Consider the following 19,674-nt stretch of genomic DNA (forward strand, 5'->3'; position numbering starts at 1 on the left):
GTCAGCGCTTAAGCCGACGCCAAGACCTATCAGGCCGGCGCTGTGAACTAACAGGTCAGCACGATGAACTGACAGCACTATGAACAACAGGCCAGCGCGATGGCTATCAGGTCAGCGCTTACACCGATGCTTTGACCTATTTCGCCTAGTCGTCTCGCGATTCGCCTTCTCCGATTCGAGTATTCAGGCGGATCACACCGTACGTCCAGCCGTGACGGTGATACACCACGCACGGTTGGTGCGTTTCCTTGTCGACGAAGAGGAAGAATGGGTGACCAACCAGTTCCATCTGGTCGAGCGCCTCATCCACACTCATCGGCTCAGCTTCATGGACTTTTTGCCTGACAATGACGGGAGAATCACCCAGCTGTTCTTCACGGGCCTCACCCGGCTTGAGGTCGTACGCGCTCTTCAGTTCGGCACGAGGCGCGGCGGCTGGCTTTGCCTCGGGTTCAAGTTCGGATTCAAGGGTGCGCGGATCGAACTCCTCATGCGGGTGTGGCTGATAATGGCGCCGATGATCTTTCGCGCGGTCGCGCGCACGACGCAGCCTTTCAAAGAGCTTTCCCGCTGCGATATCAACTGCCGCATAGCGGTCCGCTGAGGTTGCTTCGGCACGGATGACGGGGCCTTTCCCGTAGACCGTCAGCTCGATACGCTCAGCGGTGTCGGCTTGCCGCGGGTTCCTTTCGTGGGTCAATTCCACGTCCACGCGCTGTGCCCGCGGATAGAACTGCGTTGTCTTCGACACCTTCTCTTCAACGTACTCACGGAAATTCGGATGGATTTCGGCATTACGTCCGACAATTGTGATGTCCATGTCTCCTCCAGAGATTCAGTGGGCCCGGTGCCCACGTCAACAGTGCTCACGCTTCATTGCGATGAGCGGTGAGTGTTGTTATCACCCCCTGTATCGCGGCAGGCCCGACGTTACGGAACCGACCTGCCTTCTGTTATGTGCCTTCCATCATAATGCATGGTCGTGACGTATTTCACGTTACTGGGGTGTGCCTGTCGCACTGACCCGACACAGAGTGACGACCGCCTGAACCGGCGGCCCCAGCACTTGCGCCATTTCACGCACCGTCGCCCCCGTCGTCATCACATCATCGACGAGGATGACGTTCACTTTGGGCACAATATCGACACGCCGAATCATCGACCCGCTGCGTCCTGCGGCGCGAGCAGCCCCGCTTTTCCCAGACTGGCTGCTGCTTCCCACACGCAAGCGCACTGCATCGATGACGCGTACACGCATCCGCGAGCGCCCACCATCAGCATCAACGCGCGCATGCGACAGACCCACCGCTACTCCGTGCGCCACATCGAGCGCCACGAGTTGTCCGCGAAAACGCCTGGCAAAGCGTGACGGAGCCGGCACGACCCATATTTCATCCGCATCAAGTGTTCGCCACGCCGCCTCGCGCGCCACATGTTCCCCCAGCGTGATCCCACAGCGCCACAGAAATTCACTCAGATCTACGCGTGGACGATGCTTGGCAGCCAGAACGATCGAACGCAGCGCTCCCGCATATTCACCCAGTGCCCACGCCATGATCATCTGCTGTTCGTTCACCTCAACCGCCTGCCAGGTGCCCGGATCATTCGTGGCAATGGCACGGCAACGCTTGCACAGAATCGCATCCCACTTACCGCACCCCACGCATTGCACGGGCAAGATCAGGTCAGACAGCGCATGGGACCCCCTCGTCAATGTGCGATGCAGAAGGTGAGTTGCGTCGGCGTATTCCACCCCTCCAGCAGACCTCATTAGGTGCCTCGTGTCGACTCACACGGGCCGTTCTGTGGATAACCCGTCTCAGCCCGGATAGGAAATCTCGCGAACGGGGGCGCCCACGGCCTGCCACACCGACCCTGAACGCGAATACAGGTTCCCTTCTCGGGTGCGGATGTAGATGTTCGAGGGTGTCGCCCCTCCACTGATCATCTCGACCTCACCAGGCACAGGCATGGTGGAGCCGAATCCACCCAGGGGCTCGATGCGGATCTGAGGTGAAGAATCCGAGGCGGACTCGTCGAACACGAGCGTCACGGTGCCAGCCCACGACACGTCATTGACCGTGGCAGACGTGGCGCTGACCTGGATGGGCGTGCCCACGCTGGTCGGCACTCCCTGAGGGTCACGCACGATCGGCGCGACCCACACCGAACGGGTCGTACCGACTCCGCGGATCAGAGCCAGGCGCGCACCGTCGGGTGAGACCTCCGCCGAGTGAATAGTGTGGGAGTGGTCAAATGGTGAGGGGAGCTCAATGTAGGTGCCGCCCAGCCCCATGATGTAGATGGGAGAACCTGGCGTGGTTGACGACGTTGCCCACGCCATGTCGAAGCGGTCGACTGAGGGCCATGATGGCGAGGCGACCGGATGCGCGACCTGCCCGCCATCACCGTCAGCAATATAGACAGTGTCCTGCCCCACCCACGCCATCGCAGCATCAGAGGTGGGTCCAATTGCCGGCTTTGACGCGTCTGGCCCAATTTGCTCCGGGGTAAGAAGCAGGCGCGTGGAATTGCCAGATACGCTGACAAAACCTGTATCTGAAATCCCCACCGCACTGTCCATGCGGTAGTCGGGACCCAGCGGCACTGCCAGGTCCTCGATCGTCGCACCCTCAGACACAATGCGCACCGAGGTGACGGACGTGGATTGCGTTAAGGTGGTGTAGATTTGCCAGTACAGTTCCGTCGGGTCTTGCACGGGCGCGACCTGCCCGTTAAGTGCCACGCTGGCCACCTGGTTGTCAACGCTGATTCCTCCTGCGCCCAGGGCTACGCCTTCTGGAATCGCCGAGGTGACGGCCGGCGCGATCGACTGGGATGGTCCTGCGAGGAGTCCTTCCATAAGGTGAGTAGCCAGGCGGCGGATCGGATACCACCGCGGATCAGGCACCAGCGCTCCCCCGTCATTGGACGGGAAATACAAGGAAACGAGCTGGTGGGAGGCTGCCAAGGATGCTTCCGACACCATGACCCCATCGTCCAGAGAATCGATGCGCCACTGACCATCTTCCTGGACCAAGTGGAACGACCGTGCGATCTGAGAACCCGATTCGGAGGGTGTCAGCACACCGTTGGCGTCGATTGTTGCGACCGCGGGGGCAGTGACCTCTGTCGTCACATCGCCCGTACCTTCCTGCAACTGTGTCGAGGGTGTCGACGCGGTCGCATACACCTGAATCATTGTGGTCGGCTGCCACGTCTGGGCAGCTTTTTCGGTCAGATACAGGCGCGCCGCTGCAAAATCGTCAGTTGTGCCGGCAGCGCACGCCAGCAGGAAATCGGACACCAACATGTCCGGGGTGCTGCCCTGAGCCGGGCCACCTGCCGCCACTTCAACCGGTTCGGCTGATGGCGTGGGAACGTCGAACGGGTGGGGCGAGCTGGCAGTCGGCAACACTGAGCAGGCAGCAGCTGACAATGCCATCGCAATGCCTGTTGCGCATGCGAGTGCACGCATAAGGACCGGCGACTGCGAGACGGGCGAACCTGCTGACCGGTGCCGCACACCGCATGCACGCGCGATTCGATTCAGCCTCATTCCGCCTCGCCTCCTTCGGACGAACCATCCTCGCGTCCCTCGCCCCATTCATCCTTCCAAAGTTCCAGCGGGCGGGATGCCACGGCTGTGCCCACCTTGCGCGGCAACGTGATGACGAATGAAGATCCTGCTCCCGGCACGCCCCAGGCTTCAATGGTGCCGCCATGCAGGTTGATGTCCTCGCGCGCAATTGCCAGACCCAGCCCGGTTCCACCCGTTGTGCGCGTGCGAGCGGGGTCGGCTCGGAAGAAACGGTCGAAGACATGGGAAACGGTCTCTTCACTCATCCCCACGCCGTGATCGTGCACCCGCAGGGCGACATCGGTGTCGGTGGCGGCAATGTCGATATCAACGGCGCGGCGCTCCGCGTGTTCGATCGCATTGACAACGAGGTTGCGGACAACTCGTTCGACGCGGCGCGAATCGATCTCTGCGTCGCATCTGTTTTCTGGGTTGTGGATGATGATCGGCACGTTGAGACGCTCAGCGAGTTCACTGTGATCGTTGACCACTTTCGCTGCGAGTGCACGCAGATCCGTGGACTCGGCATCCAGCAGGGCACTTCGGGCGTCGTAACGGGAAATCTCCAGCAGATCAGCCAGCATGGAATCAAAGCGTTCGACCTGTTCGTGAAGGAGCTCGGCAGATCGCTTCGTCGATGGGGATAAGTTGTCGCGATCCTTCCAGATCATCACTTCCGCCATGCGGATTGTGGTCAGCGGGGTGCGCAGTTCATGTGAGACATCGGAGACGAAACGCTGCTGGAGTTTCGACAGCTCGTCATACTCGGTGATGCGGTGTTGCAGGGAATCCGCCATGTTGTTGAAGGTCTGTCCCAAGCGAGCCATTTCGTCGACACCTGTCACCGGTACGCGTGCGTGCAGGTCGCCCTCGGCCAGTCGCGATGCGGCGGACGAGGTGATGCGCACCGGACCCATCAGGTGATACAGAATCAGGAAAACTGCCAGCGGCAACACGATCGCAATAGGGATGACGGCCCAGCCCAGGGAGCGCATCACCATCGTGATGATGTTCTGTTCCTGTTTGAGCGAGTAGATAATGTACATTTCGTACAGCCCGGCGCGCGGCAGGTTGACCTGAGAGCCGACGATGATGCCCGGCTGTTCACTGCCATCCCTGTCGTGCAGCGCCACGGATTGCCACTGACCGCTGGTCGATTCAACAACCGCGTCACGCAGTGGGTCCGTGATGGTTGTCAAGTAGTCGACGTTGATAATTTCGTTGATGCGGAAATTAGTGTCGGACGAGGGCGAGCGAAGCACCATCACCGACACTGCTCCGGCGCCGGCAGCTGAACCACGCACATTAGCCACCATTCGACGCGCCAGCTCCTGAACCTGGTCAGGGCTGGAGGCTGTCGACTGGTCGAACATGGATTGCGCGGAAGCGAATCGAACACCAGCGTCCTCCAAGATGGCGTCTTTCCTGTTATCGAAGACACTGTCGGTGAGCTGCTCGGACGTGATCAGAGCAAAGATAATCAGCAGTGCCAGCGCCGAGGCGCACAGTGACAGGGCGATACGCACTGAAAGCGAGCTGCGTGCCTTTTGCCAGAGCCACAGGCGTTCATGCCAGCGCGGTTGCCGAGTGGTCGCGTCCGATTCCGGTGCAGTGTCACGACCCTGTTCCGGCACGATACCCCACTCCGCGCACAGTAATGACGATTTCGGGGCGCTCCGGATCGCGTTCAATCTTCGAGCGCAGACGCTGGACGTGGACGTTGACCAGACGAGTGTCGGCAGCGTGACGGTAGCCCCACACTTTTTCCAGTAGTTCCTCGCGCGTAAACACCTTCCATGGGGCGCGGCACAGCGCAACCAGCAGGTCGAATTCGAGCGGTGTCAGCGCAATCGTCTCGCCGCCTCGGCGCACCACGTGTCCGGCCACATCAATGGACAGTTCGCCCAGGCGCAGGTGTTCCTCGGCGCTTTCGTCTCGACCTCGCAGGCGGGCCTTCACACGGGCGACAAGTTCCCTGGGTTTGAACGGCTTGGGTACGTAGTCATCTGCACCGGCTTCGAGTCCGGCCACCACGTCAGCAGTGTCGGAGCGTGCCGTCAGCATGACGATGGGAACGTCGGATTCGCGCCGAAGCCTACGACATACTTCAATGCCGTCAATTCCCGGCAGCATCAGGTCCAGCAGCACCAGATCTGGAGCATCGGTGTGGAATTCATCGAGCGCACGAGCACCGTCTTCCACTGCGGTGACGATGAAGCCTTCAGATTCGAGGACGATGCCGATCATCTCCGCCAGTGCGACGTCATCATCTACCACCAGGATATGTGCTGCCATAATCACAATAGTGTCACGAAATGGACAATTTTTACAGTCGACCCGCTTTCAACTTCCGTTCCTTTTGTGGCACTCACGGTCGTGAAAAATAGAATTGTCCATGACTTCATGGCACGATTAAAAACGATCACTGCACTGACACTAATGTCCAAGGAGTCAGACCATGAGTGAAAGCGATCAGTCGCGTACATTCGACCAATCGGCATCGGAGGGCGCATCGTCGTCTCCGCCTTACGAGGCCAATCAGACCGCGCCCGAAGCCGGCCACGACGCTTCCTGGTCAGCACCAGGTTCTGGATCCGCGTCTTCCGCATCACAATTTGATTCCACCGCTACCGGCGGGGCATCTGGCCACGCCGGAGCCTATAAGCCAGGTTCCGACTCACGTGAAGGGCCTGATTCATCCTGGGGTGCTCCGCCACCGCGGTGGGGACAGCGCACGTCGTTCGCTCCGCCTGCCAATGGATCTGACCAATTCGCCGCACCCAGCCAGCCAGCCTCACAGGCTTCCGCCCAGTGGTCGCATGCAAGCGACCACTCGGCGCCAGGGGGCGGTGATCAGAACTTTGCTCCCGGTGCCGGCCCTGCCCCGCAGAATGCTCCTCGGGCGCAGCAATGGGGCCTGGGTGACCCCAAGCCAGGGGTCATTCCGCTGCGCCCTCTCCAGATCGGTGAACTGTTCGAGGGAACGTTCCGTGCGATGCGTTCGAACCCGTCTGTTGTTTTCGGTTTCACCCTTGTCGTCGTCCTGATCGTCGCAGTGATCACCGCGATCATCTCGTCTTTGACGGTCGATTCGGTCTTCAACAAGCTTTTCCCGCTGATCGACCAAACTGACGAAGACCCAACCGTTCTCATTGACTTCATCCTGTCCGACCTGTCCAGCATCGCCACCAACCTCGGTATCAACGCGGTGACTACCACCGTTCTTCTGACGATCTCCACCGTGCTGGTCACCGGCGTGCTGTGCGCAACCGTTCAGGACGCTGTTTTGGGCAGGGCGTGCACACTGGCGGAAGCGTGGAACCAGATCAAGTCACGCGTAGGCGTGCTGTCCCTGTACGGTTTGCTCCTGTCGATCCCCAGCATCGCCATCGGTGCGCTGATGATCTTCGTGCTCACTCAGTTGGGAAGTGCTCAGGAAAGCGACATGCAGCGCATTGTCATCATGCTCCTTGTTGCCACCGTCGCGGCACTCATTTTCTCACTGGTCTACCTGTTCCTGCTGATTCGACTCCTGTACGTCGAAATCGTCATCGTCATCGAACGCGCCGGCCTGATCGACTCCATCAAACGCTCATGGAAGCTGACCAAAGGCAGTTTCTGGCGCACATTCGGACGCTACGCGCTGATCTACATTCTGCTCACTGCGCTTGTATCTGTCGCCAGCGGCGTGGTCGGTGCCGTCACGGGCCTGCTCGCATTGACCGGCTCCCCCACCATTTTGTTCGTCTCGTCCGTCCTGGGCACAACGATCGCGCAAGCCATCACGCTGCCGGTCGTCGCCTGCTTTACGACACTGATGTATGTCGATGAACGCATGCGCAAGGAAAACCTCGGCCCCGCCCTGGCTCAAGCTGCCCGCGCCTGACTGGCAGGCCACTGATGCGAATCGTCAACCTGGACGTGCCCGTCACTCCGGATGCCCCAGAGGCTCAGGAGTGGCTCCAACGCGAGCTTTCCAAGACGCGCTATCAGTTTCCAGACCCCGTCGACAAGTCCGGTGAGACACTCCTGCAGCGCATCCTGCGATTTCTTCAGGAGCAGTCTTTCCCTACATTGCCCGGCTTCAAGATTCTCATGGTGGCGCTGGCTGTCTTTGCCGTGCTTCTCATTGTCGCGCTGATCCTCAACCCCATTCGCCTACGCAACCGTGTGCGTTCTCATTCGGTCATGTCCGACCAGGACGTCTCCGCACGCCAGGCGCATGACAACGCATCTAGCTATCTGAAAGAGGCGGACTTCGCACAGGCGTTCATTTGGGGAATGCGCTACCTGGTCCTGAGTCTTGACGAGCGTGACGTCGTGCGTGCCACGCCTGGCCTGACCGCTCATGAAGCGGCCACGGCTGCCAGCGCGCAGTTTCCAGACTCGCGCGACTCCCTCGTCAATGCGGCCGCGCTGTTCGATGCTGTCCTATACGGCAGGTCAACTCCGACACGTGACGATGTCACCCGCCTGATGAAACTGACGAAAGCGCTACGCACTTCACGCACCTCCTCAGGCGAATCACTCGCAGGTGACCCACCGTCAGGCGACTCGTCTCCAGACGGCTCAGTATCTGAACACTCACCCTCAGACGCTGACCGTGTTCCCTCAGCCCAGGGGGCCAGGTGAATCAGCAACGAGCCACGGTCGCCACGCTGTCCGCACGGCAACGACTGCGCGAAAGCAAACCCCTGCTGATCCTGATCGGCATCATTGTCGCGTGCATGGCGCTCCTGCTGATTATCCCGACCAATTCGCAGGATCGGCGCCCATTTTCCGCCGGAAATCTGCACGATGAAGGCTCGGCCGCCCTCATTGAAGTCCTGCGCGAACAAGGGGTGAATGTCTTCGTCACGTCTTCGCCGGAGGACGCTATCGCCCGCGCTCAGCAGCCTGATACCACGCTCGCAGTCGCAGGAGATGTGGTGCCACTGAATTTTCAGATGTACACCGACCGGATCGACTCAATCGTGTGGATCGCGAACGGTCAGATGACCGGCCCGGAATTCAACGGCGTCACGTTTGCCGGCACGTCCCAGCTTCTGCCTGGTGTCCTGAAACCAGACGTCCCTGCGACGGTTCGTTTGCTGGAGGATTCAACGTGCCGGTCCGAGGCGGCCAAACGGGCCGGAAAGATTTCGAAGTCCGAGGTCACAGTCAGCGTGCACGAACCGTGGACCGGGTGCTTCGAGCAGTCTTCCGGCCAATTTGTCTACGCTGAGAAGATCGAGGGTGACCAGTTCCGCGCCATTATTCCCGGCGGGGCGGTGGTGCAGAACAAGACGATCGCTCAGGCGGGTAATGCTGCGTTGGCGTTGAACACCCTGGGCCGCAACGCGAACCTGGTGTGGTTCGTGGGCTCACTGAACGCCGGCACGACGGTTGCCGCACCTGCCCCTCCGATGCCGCTGTGGCTCAAATACGGAATTTTACTGCTGGGCCTGACGATGGCAATGCTGGCGTGGGTCAAAGGCGTGCGTCTTGGTCGCCTCGTTCCTGAAAACCTGCCCACGCCTGTCCCCGCCATTGAAACCGTCCAGGGACGAGGACGACTCCTGCGTTCCAACCGTGCGCACGCCCACGCAGCCACGTCGTTGCGCGTCCACACGGCACGAAGGATTGCCCGCCGCCTAGGGGTCACTGACCATTCCTCACGCGCCGCGCTGACCGAGGCAATTCGAGCCTCAGGTGTGGATGTGATGCGTGCTGACGACACATTGTGGGGGCCGGCCCCCACCAACGATCAGGATCTTGCCCGCCTTGCACAGGAACTCAAACAATTGGAGGCTGATATTCGCCATGAGTGACCAGATGACCAATGACCAGATGAGCACCCCACCTCACCAGTCTTCTCACGAGTTCTCTCAAGAAGAGTTCGAGTCAGCCCAGCAATCCTTGCTGCGGATCCGCTCCGAGATCAGCAAAGCGGTTGTCGGCCAGGATCAGGCCGTCACCGGCTTGATTATTGCGCTCGTGGCAGGCGGACATGCACTGATTGAGGGTGTGCCCGGCGTTGCGAAGACACTGCTGGTGCGGTCCCTTGCTGCGGCTGTGGATCTTGAGATGACACGAGTCCAGTTCACGCCCGACCTGATGCCGGCTGACATCACCGGGTCGATGGTGTGGAACGCGGGCGATTCGTCCTTCGAGTTTCGCGAAGGCCCGGTCTTTACGAATATCCTGCTGGCCGATGAGATCAACCGCACCCCACCAAAGACCCAGTCCGCTTTGCTTGAAGCAATGGAAGAACACCAGGTCAGTGTTGATGTCACGACTCATCGTCTGCGTGAGCCGTTCATGGTGGTCGCCACGCAGAACCCCGTTGAGCAGGAGGGAACCTATCCCCTGCCTGAAGCGCAGCTGGACCGTTTCCTGGTCAAGCTCGACATGCCGCTTCCGCAGGCAGATGTGGAACGGGAAGTGCTGGCGCGTCACCAGCGCGGATTCGATCCTCTGCAGCTCAGACAGGCGGGAGTGGAACCTGTCGCCACGGCTGATGATCTGGCTCTGGCCCGAAAGGCTGCTGCGCACATCAACGTGGACGACGCAGTAATCGCCTACATCGTCGATCTTGTCCAGGCAACCCGTCGTTCCCCGGCAACATCGCTCGGTGTCTCGCCACGAGGCGGTACCGCCCTGTTGGCCACGTCGCGGGTGTGGGCGTTCCTGATGGGTCGATCATTTGTCACTCCTGATGACGTCAAGGCGATGGCGCCGGCAACTCTTGCGCATCGTCTCTCACTGAATGCTGAAGCAGAACTGGAAGGTACGACAAAAACGGCAGTGATCAACAACGTCCTGGCGACGGTGGCGGTTCCACGGTGATTATCCCTTCGTGGAGAGCTGTCGCCCTCACGGCGCTTGGCATCATCCCCATCATCTTTTTCCCCACGATGACATTGACGGTCGCGTGGTTCCTCCTCGTGGTGGCGATGGTGCTGGTTGACAGTGCGCTCGCGCTTTCGCCGCGAAGGCTGGAAGTCACGAGGGAGACGCCTTCACCTATTCGTGCCGGCACTGATTCAGTCTGCACCCTCACTCTGGCAAATCCCTCCGGCAGGGTCGTGCACATGGATGTGCGCGATGCATGGCCGCCGTCGGTGCGCCAGGACCCTCGTCGTCACCATGTGCGTCTCGAGGCGCACGGTAAGGCGCGATTGCGGACAGCGATTTTTCCTGCCAGGCGTGGCACGGTTTTTTCTGATTTTGTCACCGTGCGCGCGTGGGGTCCACTTCGGCTGGGGTCCCGTCAGGTGTCGTTGCGAGCTGACCTGACGCTGACAGTGATCCCGGAGTTCCGCTCGCGCCGCCTACTCCCGTCCCGACTGCAGCGCCTCCACGATCTGGATGGGTCGACGGCCACGGTTCTGCGCGGACCGGGCACCGAGTTTGATTCTCTGCGCGAGTATGTCATCGGTGATGACCCTCGTGACATTGACTGGCGTGCCACTGCCCGCTCACGCGACCTCATGGTGCGCACGTGGCGCCCTGAAAGAGATCGCCACGTGGTGATCGTTGTGGATACCGGGCGCGCAGGATCCCTGCTTTTGGGCCCCACAGATGTGGAGATGATTCGCAGCAGCGACCTTTCAGTAGTTGAAGAACATACGCATGACGCTGACGTGGTGGATGTCGGGTCGGCGCCTCGCCTGGATTCAGGTATTGAAGCGACGCTGCTTCTGGCGGCTTTAGCTGATCGAGGTGGGGACAAGGTGCACGTGATGGCGGTTGACCGTCAGGTGCGTGCCCGTGTCAGCGGTCTGACGGGGCCGCGCCTTCTCAACCAGTTGGCGATCGATTTTGCCGGCGTGCAGCCCACCGTTGAACCTACTGACTGGAATAAGGTGATCGTGGAAGTAGGGCGCATGGTGCATCACCATTCGCTGCTGGTCCTGGTTACCGAAGTTCCGCCGTTGGGGTCAGATCCTGACTTTGTGGATTCTGTGGCAGCCCTGTCGCGCAATCATCGTGTGGTCGTAGCTTCGGCGCGTGACCCGCATCTGGATCACATGCTGTCAGAATCTGACACGATTGATCAGGTGTATGGCGCGGCAGCTGCTTCCGCTGCCCGCCGTGAGATCCGTCAGGCCTGTGAGCAACTCAATCGCATCGGTGTGATGACGCTCGACGTGTCGGCGGGTCTGCTCAGCGCCAAACTGGCTGACTTGTATGTGCAGCTGAAAGGCCAGGGACTGGCCTAGCACAGGTCAGGCAGCAACGGGTTGCGCGTACCCGGCATCCGATTCCAGATCGCCAATGATCCCGAGCTTGTGGGCACGCCCTCCGAGGATGAACGTGTACAGCCACAGTGCGGTGATGACCAGTACCCCACTGCCGATGCGAATCCAGTTCGGCAATGATGATGGCGTCACGAATCCTTCGATGAAACCGGAGAGTGCCAGGAGGATCACCAGGCCGCCGCAAATCACCACCATTGACCTGCCAGCTCGCGCAAGGGCTCGTCCGCGGGTGGTACCACCTGGGCTGATCAGAGCCCAGAACAGGCGCAGCCCTGCCGCACCGGCAATGAAGATCGCCGTCAGCTCGGGCAGACCGTGCGGAAGGATGTAATGCAGGAAGAAAGCTGGCCCCGCATAGTGCACAACCAGCGCACCTGTTACCCCCATGGAGACAGCATTGTTGTAAATGATCACGAACGGCATGATTCCGGTGATACCCGCGCCGATCATCTGGATGGCGATAAATGCGTTGTTAAACCATACGGATGCGCCAAACTGGGCGTTCGTGTCCTGTGAGTAGTACTCCACGAAGTCGTGGAAGACGAATGATCGTGCTGCTTCTGGCTCCATCAGCGTTTCAATGGCAGCGGGGTTGCGTCCGAGCCACACAATTTCAGTAATGGTAATCGTCAGGAACAACGCCATGATGCCGATTGTCCACCACCGCACTTCGTACAGTGCGGCAGGCAGCGTCACTTTGAACCATCGAGCCATGCCAACCAGGGATGCGCCTGACGTTCCGGTCAGGCGTGAACGCGCTCGCGCCAGGTCGTTGGACAGTTGGTGGATGAGGTCCGGATCAGGCATGGTGGCGCGTATCATCGCCAGGTCCGAAGATGCACGCCTGTACAGCAGGCTGAGTTCGTCAATCTGATCGCCGTCCAGGCGGCGCATCCGTGCAAGCGTATGGAGTCGATCCCATGAAGGCGACCGCGAAGCTTTCAGCGCATCTATGTCCACTCGAGCTAGCATGTCATACATGAGCCCAAACGTCTCGCCCGTACGCAAGATTTCCGATAACCGGTTGAAAACCGGCGAGGGTGTCTCCCTGGACGTCTACCCCGCCTCCCCCGTGGTGCGTGGGTTGGCTCTCCTTATCGATATGTATGTGTATATCGCCACCTTCGGCAGCGTGTTCTTGCTGATGACGTTTCTGGGCACCTTTGACTCATGGTCACTGGAACGCATCGGTATCATCGGCACGATGGTGATGATCTTCCTGATCGCCCCGATGACTGTGGAGTTTTTGACGCATGGTCGCTCACTGGGCAAATGGGCGTTCCACCTGCAGGTTGTTCGAGATGACGGTGGTCCTGTCACGATGCGTCAGATCGCGATGCGAGCGGTGTCCGCGCTCCTGGAAATTTTCATGACGATGGGGTCGGTTGCCGCGGTGACATCGCTGGTCAACAAGCAGTCAAAGCGTCTGGGTGATATCGCTGCAGGAACGATCGTGGTCCGACTGCCTGAGCCGGCACATTTTGTTCCCCTGGTGATGCCACCGGAGTTGAAGCGATGGGCTGACACTGCGTTGTTCACTGATCCTGGAAGTGACGTGAGGGCGTACGGCCTGTATCTGATGCGCACGATCGCAACCATGTCGCCAGCTCAGCGCGCTCAGCTCACATCGGAGTACGCCCACTCGTTGCTGGATTATGTCTCACCTGCCCCGCCCACGGCTGATGCGGAGCGTTTCATCGCGGCATTCCTGGTGACATTGCGTAATCGCGAGTATGTGCGCGACGTGCGTCGCCATCACCGTGATGACGTTCAAAGGTCACGCGCAGGCGCCGTGCCTTTTGAGATCGGTGCTGCCTGAACTATTCCTTGTCCTCAGGAGTCATTCCCTGTGTCGTAATCACATGGAACCGTGATTTTCTGGCCTCGTGATCACCAGCGAAGGGGCCGCGTTCAGCCTGCCAGGGGCGGTTGGGTGTGTCTTTCCCGTCAATTGACGAGGGGGCAGCCGGGTCGCCTTGTTGGGCGTGGTGCGCGACGCATTGAGCCACTGGTGAGGCTGAATCGGTGTGGGCGGCATCGCGGACTGCGTCAACGAGCGCCATCAGGTCATCGGCCGATGGTGGTGCCGGGTCAAACGAGCTCTGCAAACGCACGATTTGCCATCCTTGAGGGGCAGTCAGATTATTCGCGTGGCGTTCACACAAGTCGTATGCGTGCGGCTCGCTCGCTGTTGACAGTGGACCGAGGACGGCCGTCGAATCGGCATAGTCATACGTCAATGTTGCAACAGGAGCCCCTGCGCATCCGGGTTTGGAACAGTGTCGAGCCAGCATCACGCCTTCTACTGTAGGGTGGCCTGACGCCGGTTGCGTGGAGGCACACCCAAGGTTGACTGCCATTTTCGCCATGTCATCGCTTACAGTGGCCATGTGCCTACACGGAGTCAAGGTCGTCGTGATCGCCACGGACGAGGGACGCGCGGACCACAGTTTGTTCCGGGCATCCCTGCGCGAATGACGCGGCGCGCACAGTTTGTGCGCTGCGTTCAAGATGCTGTCAGTGAGCTGACTGAACGGTGGCCAGCTGTGGCGACCATTGAATTCGGTGTGGAGGATGTTCCACCGTCCGATCCTGCTGCGTGGGAGGACCATTCGGTGGTCATTGCCCGCATTTTTCCCGCTGATCGCCGGCGCGGGCTGCGTGACCGTATCGTCGTGTATCGCCGGGCGATGGAGCTGCACAGCGCGCGCTCAGACATGGACACGGTGATGCGTCAGATTCTGGCTGACCGTATTTCGCATATTCTGGCGATTCCGCCCGACGAGCTCGAAGAGTATTTCGACATGTAGTCGCTTCAGTCCGGTCCGCTTATCGGCTGGGCGTCATGAGGATCGTTTCCTGGCCTTGTCCTAACCCGGCGTGATCCAGCCCTGTCACCGCGTGAAGCATACCTGTCGGTGTCTTCACACTCAGTGCGAGGCTGACGTGGACCGGCTGGCTGGCTTCGAGTGTCTGCTGAGCTGCTTCGTCCAGATCGATCTGCGTGCTTGTCCCGGCTGGCAAGTCGTGTGTGAGGTCCCCGATACTCACCTGTGTGGCGTTCGCGCCGGTGGTGACAAGCACGGACATGGTGCTCAGTTCTGCACCGCTGGCAGTTTCGAGGGCTGTTGGACGCGCCACCTGCTCCTCAGCCAGAATGTCACTCAGGAGCGCCCCGAGGTCCTGGCGAGCCGGGATGGTGAGCGTCGTGACGGGAGCGACCCCGACGGATGCATCTCTGTCTTCCCAGTGCGTCTGCGACCCGTTCCATTGGCTCCCAACCGTCTTCACCATCACGGTTGTCGCGATGGGCACATCTGATTGGACGCGAACTGCACGAGCCTGGTCATCCAGCGTGGAAATATCCACATCCAGAACTGTCCCGTTGTCCACGGTGAGCTGGTCGGTGCCGGCCAACGGCGTTGTTCCCACGGGGTTCAGCACGCTCAACGTGACCTGCGCGTTCTCTCCGCTGGGTACGGCGATACGGATGGCTGCTGATTCGAGTGCGGTGCGATCCGGCAACGCTATGACGGAGTCCAGCGATGCTGGCTGCCCTGCAATTCGCGTCAGTCCCAACGGTGTCTCACCGTTCATGCCGGATGACTGTGCCCAGGCGATGACGCCGGGACCGTCGGCTCGAACGTGCAGTGCAAGGCGCTCATATCCTGGGAACCAGGAGGCTGCCAGCAGCGACATGCGTGATTGGGGCGGGACAACGACGGCAGGTCCTGGCGTGGTGGTCGGGCCAGATTCGCTGATTGCATCGATGGAAACCTGTGTCGACTTGTCGGATGGGTTGACCAGTTGGAGCACCACGTCCTCTCCCACGAGAGTACTTCCGAGCGCAACCCACTGGTCCTGCAGAGCTGGTCGGCATGTGTCGAGCACCAAGGAGCGCAGTTCTCCTCCGCCGTTTCCCGACAGCACCAGCGCGGTGGCACGTTGCACACGCTCTCCTGTCACGGTGAGTGCCACGTGTGGTTCGTTCTTTGCAGCATCGTTCCCGCCAGCGTTGACACCAGAGGATCCGGCAGGTGACACCCACCATTGCGCCGGCATCCGCGTATTGCCGACGGCTTGCGGGTCGTCCAGGCCTCCCGGGCAGCCCAGTGTCACTGACGAGGGGGACGCCGTCACAACCGGAGCTTCAATACGGGCCGGGCCGATGGCACTGGGCTGCGTTGTGGCGGAGCGTGCGGCCAGGTAGCAGATTGACGCGATAGCCATAATCGTGATCAGTGCGGCGACCATCGGTCGCCGTGAGCGTGCCAGCTTCGTGCGGGGCACGGCTGTGGGTGCGTGCGCGGTACTCATGTGCGCCTCCTGAGTGGCACGAGGCCCATAATGCAGGCGGCTCCGGCCACAGCGAGCACAACGCGCCACAGGGTCTGCGGCCACCACGACCAGGTGATGACAAGCTGCCCCGATTCTGGCAGTGCAAAGCCTTGAGCCCAGGTGGCTTCCGAGGGTGTCACGTATTCAAGTGCGCGCCCGTCCACAGTGGCATGCCAGCGCGCATCTGAACGCTCCGCCCACACCAGGGTGGCAGGGGCTCCCTCGTCCACCCCTGCTCCAGTATGAAGGGTGACTGACGTGCCGAGTTGAGTGGAGTCAATCGGCGTCGTGCCGATCCGTAAGTGTGCGGGCTGGGCCGAATCTGGTCGGACTCTCCACAGGGCACCCGCATCCGTGTCACCTACTTTTTCCAGTGCCGCCACTTTGTCGAGTGATTCTTCGACGTTGGCCTGGCAATGAGAAGCAGCCGCGTGGGAACCTTTCGATCCGGTGCACACCACTGTGTCGATGTTGTGCTGGTACAGGATGCGCGCAGCCTGCTCGTCAGGGGTCGCAACCAGCGTGGCGAGTGCGCTGAGAAGCTGCGCGGATACGGGGTCTGGGAGGGCTGCATCGCCATCCGCCTCGCTCGGACTGACTGCGATCAGACGGGCCCATCGTGTCAGCGCTGAATCATCGGTCCATGACACGTCCTGGGCGCGCAGGATCCACGCGGCCAGTGCGCCGTGAGCGCGCGTCGCGGCCTCGTCTTCCTGATGATCATGTGGACTGGCCGCGCCTGTCCCCTCGGCTGAGCCAAACGCTTCAGCGGACGGTTCGAGTGGGGCGATCACGAGGGTGCGTCCGCCTCGCGGTGATTCCTGTGCGTGAGTGGACACAGCTGGCAGGGCCGGGCGCGATGTGGCGGTGACTCTGCTCGCCGTTGGGGGCGCCATCATCATCGTGACCCACACGATCATGGGGACCAGCGCGGTGCAGGCAACCAGTGCGGTGGCTGCGCTACGGATGAGAGGCGGGCGCTGCGACCATGCGCGTATGCGCACAGTCAGCTCACCGTCTTCAGCCTTGGCCGTGTAGTGCGGACTGTCGCACGTTGACAGCGCGAGGGTCATGCCCAACAGTCCCAGTGAAATAAAGGGGCCGGGCCACGCATAGGCTACCGTGTCTGCAGCGAGCCATCCGGCAGGGGCATGAGCATCGGCCCCCAGTGCCACTGGCACTGTGCTCACACCGTAGGCTGCGAACAGGCTCAGCGCTGCCACGGCCATTCCCCACATGCGGGTGAAGGGCTCATGGACACGCACAGGGAGGATGCTCAACAGGGCGCACACCGCCAGCATGACAATAACGACTGCCCCGCAGATGAGCGCTGTGGTCAAACCGTGAATATTCAGCCACGTCCACACCGACGGGTTGTGTCTGCTGAGTTCTCCGTAGGGGGCACGAATGTCAAAGGGCAGACCCAGTGCAATCTGCCAGGCCTGTGCAGGAGGAACTGCAAGTGTTCCACCGCCAGGCGTAATGAGCGCATGCCAGCTTGTACCGCCAGTGCGGATCGCCGCGCTGACCAATGGGGTGATCACAACTCCAGCAGGCACGAGGGACCATGCGAGGACGGCGGCACGCCTCCTCCACCGCATCAGTGCAACGGCGGCGATCAGCACAGCCGCACCCATCAGGGCAGGCACCGCGCTCACGATGACGGCCAGGCTGATTGCCCCAATCCCCCACGCTCCGCCGGCACGGACATGGCGGTCAAGAGTTGCCACCCCATCAGCGCTCGGGACGACCAGTGTTGGCTTTGCGCGGCTGATCAGTCGGATCCAGCCCCACGCTGCCAGGGGAAGAAAGACGTGGACGAGGGCGGCGCTGAGACGTCCCTGGAGTAATGCCAGCAGCAATGTCGGGGCGCAGGTCCACACCATGCACATCACGACTCGCAGGCGCAGTGACGCCGTCACAGCGCACGAAAGAGCCCACATTGTCAGGCACGATGCCGGTATGGCTGCGGCCAGCAAAAGAGCAGTCGCATACGTTGGGGATACTCCCAAGGCGCACAACGGCGCAATGAGCACCGTGAGAAGAACGAGGAACGGGTCAGGAACAGCAGCAATTCCACTGCCTGACGGCAACCACCATGTCAGCGCGGCTTGCGCCGTCTGTTTCCATGTCGATGGCAATGCAAGCCAGGCACCTCCGCGCAGGGTGGACAGATGCGAGTGCCAGAGGACGATGCTGAGTACGACAGTGATCACGGTCATCACTGTGAACGTCACAGCACTGGTCATGCGGTAGCTGCGCAGTGAGGCATGCTGGATGGGGTCGCCCTCGTCCATGTCGTTGCGTGCGCGAATGGTGCGGGCTCGAAGTTTACGGGCGCGCCACACCTCGCGTGGGCTGGCTTCCACTGATGCGAGTACTCGTCGGGGCAGTGTGGCGGTGCGGGCGGCGAGGTGGCGTGCGCGAATCAGGTCGGGCGTGTGTGCGATCAGCTTGAGCCAGGCGCTCAGCTCAGGTATCGCCAGGTGGGCGGCACTGGTCATGATCCTGCCGATGGCACGCAGCGGTGTCCACACGGTCAGAGCCACCATGAGCAGCGGCAGTTGCCACCATGGTGCAGCCACCATCCAGTTGAACAACTGGGCATAGCGGCGTACCTGGAAAGACGCGTCATCGGGATGGTCAGCGCCTTGGTCACGCAGGCTGGCCTGTTCATGTCGCACTCGTGCCTTCGGGTCAACGACGACGCGGTACCCGGCGCGCCGCGCCCTGCGGCCGAACTCCAGTCCGTCACCGAAAGGTCCGAGGTAGGGGCTCAAGCCGCCCAGTTTCGTCCATGCCTGCGTGCTTACCAGCATGCCGGCGGTGCCGACCGCGAGGACATCGGACGTGTCATCGTATTGACCTTGATCGATCTCATCGGGCATTACTGTGTCGACTCGCCGTGCTGAACGGGTGGCGCGAATACCCAACTCAAGGAGGCGTGAGCCGTCCATTGCGACCTGTTTGGCACCGACCACGCCGATTGTGCGTCCGCTCTGGGCGGTATTCCACTGACGAGACAGACACTGTGGGTGCGCCACACAGTCATCGTGCATGATCCACAGCCACGTGGAATTATCGATCAGTTCAGCCACGCGATCGTTGTCGGCATATGCACGGTGGATGGCGTCAGAGAGGTTGCGCGCACCTGGTGTTGAGACGAAGGTGGTCGGAACCGTGAAGTCACGAATGGCATCGTCGAGCGTGGCGTGTTTGTCAGCCTGGGCGGGAGTGTGAGGTGGCCGGGGATCCCCAGCTTCCGCATCGATGATGACGAGGTGTTCGGGCTGTTCGGCCTGGGAATCGATACTGACCGCGGCTGCGCGGCAACGGTTGTCATTCGTCGAACGGGTGACCAGCACGGCGACAACGCCGTGAGCAGTGTGGCTGCGCGCGCGGCGTGAACCTGGCTCATCGCCATGAGGTGAGACGTCAGCGTCTGATTGTTCAGGATTGGACGAGGGTGGCGTAGTGTGCGCCGAGCGGTGCGAAGCGCTGGAGGTCATGTCA

The 19,674-nt window shown here is 61.0% G+C and carries 16 protein-coding genes; 7 read left to right on the forward strand and 9 right to left on the reverse strand.

Annotated elements, in window-relative coordinates:
• Nucleotides 1–145: 145 nt before the first annotated feature.
• From hpf to mtrA, 5 genes are all read right to left on the reverse strand, one after another.
• Nucleotides 146–820: a ribosome hibernation-promoting factor, HPF/YfiA family gene (gene hpf / locus QP093_RS06490; RefSeq protein WP_058237022.1), complete on the reverse strand. Its 675-nt coding sequence runs from the start codon at nucleotides 818–820 to the stop codon at nucleotides 146–148.
• A 177-nt stretch (nucleotides 821–997) separates the two neighbouring features.
• Nucleotides 998–1,771, reverse strand: a complete 774-nt coding sequence (locus QP093_RS06495) for a ComF family protein (RefSeq protein WP_257590284.1) — start codon at nucleotides 1,769–1,771, stop codon at nucleotides 998–1,000.
• Between the two features lie 48 nt (nucleotides 1,772–1,819).
• Nucleotides 1,820–3,559, reverse strand: a complete 1,740-nt coding sequence (locus QP093_RS06500) for an LpqB family beta-propeller domain-containing protein (RefSeq protein WP_285015737.1) — start codon at nucleotides 3,557–3,559, stop codon at nucleotides 1,820–1,822.
• The gene (mtrB, locus tag QP093_RS06505) at nucleotides 3,556–5,214 is read right to left on the reverse strand and encodes an MtrAB system histidine kinase MtrB (RefSeq protein ID WP_285015739.1); all 1,659 of its coding nucleotides are present in this window, start codon (nucleotides 5,212–5,214) and stop codon (nucleotides 3,556–3,558) included. Before mtrB ends, QP093_RS06500 begins: the two co-directional genes overlap by 4 nt.
• The gene (gene mtrA, locus QP093_RS06510; protein ID WP_058237026.1) at nucleotides 5,195–5,875 is read right to left on the reverse strand and encodes an MtrAB system response regulator MtrA; all 681 of its coding nucleotides are present in this window, start codon (nucleotides 5,873–5,875) and stop codon (nucleotides 5,195–5,197) included. The genes mtrB and mtrA overlap by 20 nt, the downstream gene beginning before the upstream one ends.
• A 163-nt stretch (nucleotides 5,876–6,038) precedes the next feature.
• Here mtrA and QP093_RS06515 point away from each other — a divergent pair, with 163 nt between their 5' ends.
• The 5 genes from QP093_RS06515 to QP093_RS06535 are packed head-to-tail and all read left to right on the forward strand — an operon-like array spanning nucleotide 6,039 to nucleotide 11,784.
• Nucleotides 6,039–7,466 (forward strand): DUF7847 domain-containing protein, encoded by a 1,428-nt coding sequence (locus QP093_RS06515; RefSeq protein WP_058237027.1) that lies wholly within the window; start codon nucleotides 6,039–6,041, stop codon nucleotides 7,464–7,466.
• A gap of 14 nt (nucleotides 7,467–7,480) precedes the next feature.
• Nucleotides 7,481–8,212, forward strand: coding sequence for a DUF4129 domain-containing protein (locus tag QP093_RS06520; RefSeq protein WP_285015743.1), 732 nt, complete (start codon nucleotides 7,481–7,483; stop codon nucleotides 8,210–8,212).
• Nucleotides 8,209–9,390: a DUF4350 domain-containing protein gene (locus QP093_RS06525; RefSeq protein WP_092648712.1), complete on the forward strand. Its 1,182-nt coding sequence runs from the start codon at nucleotides 8,209–8,211 to the stop codon at nucleotides 9,388–9,390. Before QP093_RS06520 ends, QP093_RS06525 begins: the two co-directional genes overlap by 4 nt.
• Nucleotides 9,391–9,409: 19 nt before the next feature.
• Nucleotides 9,410–10,408 carry an AAA family ATPase gene (locus QP093_RS06530; protein WP_092649119.1) on the forward strand — a complete coding sequence of 333 codons (999 nt, stop codon included), beginning with the start codon at nucleotides 9,410–9,412 and terminating at the stop codon, nucleotides 10,406–10,408.
• Nucleotides 10,405–11,784: a DUF58 domain-containing protein gene (locus tag QP093_RS06535; protein WP_257590286.1), complete on the forward strand. Its 1,380-nt coding sequence runs from the start codon at nucleotides 10,405–10,407 to the stop codon at nucleotides 11,782–11,784. Before QP093_RS06530 ends, QP093_RS06535 begins: the two co-directional genes overlap by 4 nt.
• Before the next feature lie 6 nt (nucleotides 11,785–11,790).
• Here QP093_RS06535 and QP093_RS06540 read toward each other — a convergent pair whose 3' ends face one another.
• The gene (locus QP093_RS06540) at nucleotides 11,791–12,804 is read right to left on the reverse strand and encodes a stage II sporulation protein M (protein ID WP_285015746.1); all 1,014 of its coding nucleotides are present in this window, start codon (nucleotides 12,802–12,804) and stop codon (nucleotides 11,791–11,793) included.
• Here QP093_RS06540 and QP093_RS06545 point away from each other — a divergent pair.
• Nucleotides 12,803–13,642 carry an RDD family protein gene (locus tag QP093_RS06545; RefSeq protein WP_157886372.1) on the forward strand — a complete coding sequence of 280 codons (840 nt, stop codon included), beginning with the start codon at nucleotides 12,803–12,805 and terminating at the stop codon, nucleotides 13,640–13,642. The two genes, QP093_RS06540 and QP093_RS06545, sit on opposite strands and share 2 nt — an antisense overlap.
• A gap of 1 nt (nucleotide 13,643) precedes the next feature.
• Here QP093_RS06545 and QP093_RS06550 read toward each other — a convergent pair whose 3' ends face one another.
• The gene (locus QP093_RS06550) at nucleotides 13,644–14,120 is read right to left on the reverse strand and encodes a DUF3499 domain-containing protein (RefSeq protein WP_092649122.1); all 477 of its coding nucleotides are present in this window, start codon (nucleotides 14,118–14,120) and stop codon (nucleotides 13,644–13,646) included.
• Nucleotides 14,121–14,213: 93 nt separating this feature from the next.
• Between QP093_RS06550 and QP093_RS06555 the strand changes: the two genes are divergently transcribed.
• On the forward strand, nucleotides 14,214–14,633 hold the full coding sequence (locus tag QP093_RS06555) for a metallopeptidase family protein (RefSeq protein ID WP_092648713.1): 420 nt from the start codon (nucleotides 14,214–14,216) through the stop codon (nucleotides 14,631–14,633).
• Between the two features lie 19 nt (nucleotides 14,634–14,652).
• On the opposite strand, the gene QP093_RS06560 is transcribed toward QP093_RS06555, so the two are convergent.
• Together QP093_RS06560 and QP093_RS06565 are read right to left on the reverse strand one after the other, a co-directional pair.
• A complete protein-coding gene (locus tag QP093_RS06560; RefSeq protein WP_285015750.1) occupies nucleotides 14,653–16,140 on the reverse strand; it encodes a DUF5719 family protein in 1,488 nt (495 codons plus the stop codon).
• Nucleotides 16,137–19,670 carry a glycosyltransferase gene (locus tag QP093_RS06565; protein WP_285015752.1) on the reverse strand — a complete coding sequence of 1,178 codons (3,534 nt, stop codon included), beginning with the start codon at nucleotides 19,668–19,670 and terminating at the stop codon, nucleotides 16,137–16,139. Before QP093_RS06565 ends, QP093_RS06560 begins: the two co-directional genes overlap by 4 nt.
• Nucleotides 19,671–19,674 lie beyond the last annotated feature (4 nt).

Source organism: Pauljensenia sp. UMB10120, from assembly GCF_030212035.1.
Lineage (GTDB): Bacteria > Actinomycetota > Actinomycetes > Actinomycetales > Actinomycetaceae > Pauljensenia > Pauljensenia radingae_A.

Bases quoted from the DNA above. Each gene is read 5' to 3' on its own strand.
- hpf (WP_058237022.1), bottom strand. From the start codon at position 820: ATGGACATCACAATTGTCGGACGTAATGCCGAAATCCATCCGAATTTC.
- QP093_RS06495 (WP_257590284.1), bottom strand. From the start codon at position 1,771: ATGAGGTCTGCTGGAGGGGTGGAATACGCCGACGCAACTCACCTTCTG.
- QP093_RS06500 (WP_285015737.1), bottom strand. From the start codon at position 3,559: ATGAGGCTGAATCGAATCGCGCGTGCATGCGGTGTGCGGCACCGGTCA.
- mtrA (WP_058237026.1), bottom strand. From the start codon at position 5,875: ATGGCAGCACATATCCTGGTGGTAGATGATGACGTCGCACTGGCGGAG.
- QP093_RS06515 (WP_058237027.1), top strand. From the start codon at position 6,039: ATGAGTGAAAGCGATCAGTCGCGTACATTCGACCAATCGGCATCGGAG.
- QP093_RS06520 (WP_285015743.1), top strand. From the start codon at position 7,481: ATGCGAATCGTCAACCTGGACGTGCCCGTCACTCCGGATGCCCCAGAG.
- QP093_RS06530 (WP_092649119.1), top strand. From the start codon at position 9,410: ATGAGCACCCCACCTCACCAGTCTTCTCACGAGTTCTCTCAAGAAGAG.
- QP093_RS06545 (WP_157886372.1), top strand. From the start codon at position 12,803: ATGAGCCCAAACGTCTCGCCCGTACGCAAGATTTCCGATAACCGGTTG.
- QP093_RS06540 (WP_285015746.1), bottom strand. From the start codon at position 12,804: ATGTATGACATGCTAGCTCGAGTGGACATAGATGCGCTGAAAGCTTCG.
- QP093_RS06560 (WP_285015750.1), bottom strand. From the start codon at position 16,140: ATGAGTACCGCGCACGCACCCACAGCCGTGCCCCGCACGAAGCTGGCA.
- QP093_RS06565 (WP_285015752.1), bottom strand. From the start codon at position 19,670: ATGACCTCCAGCGCTTCGCACCGCTCGGCGCACACTACGCCACCCTCG.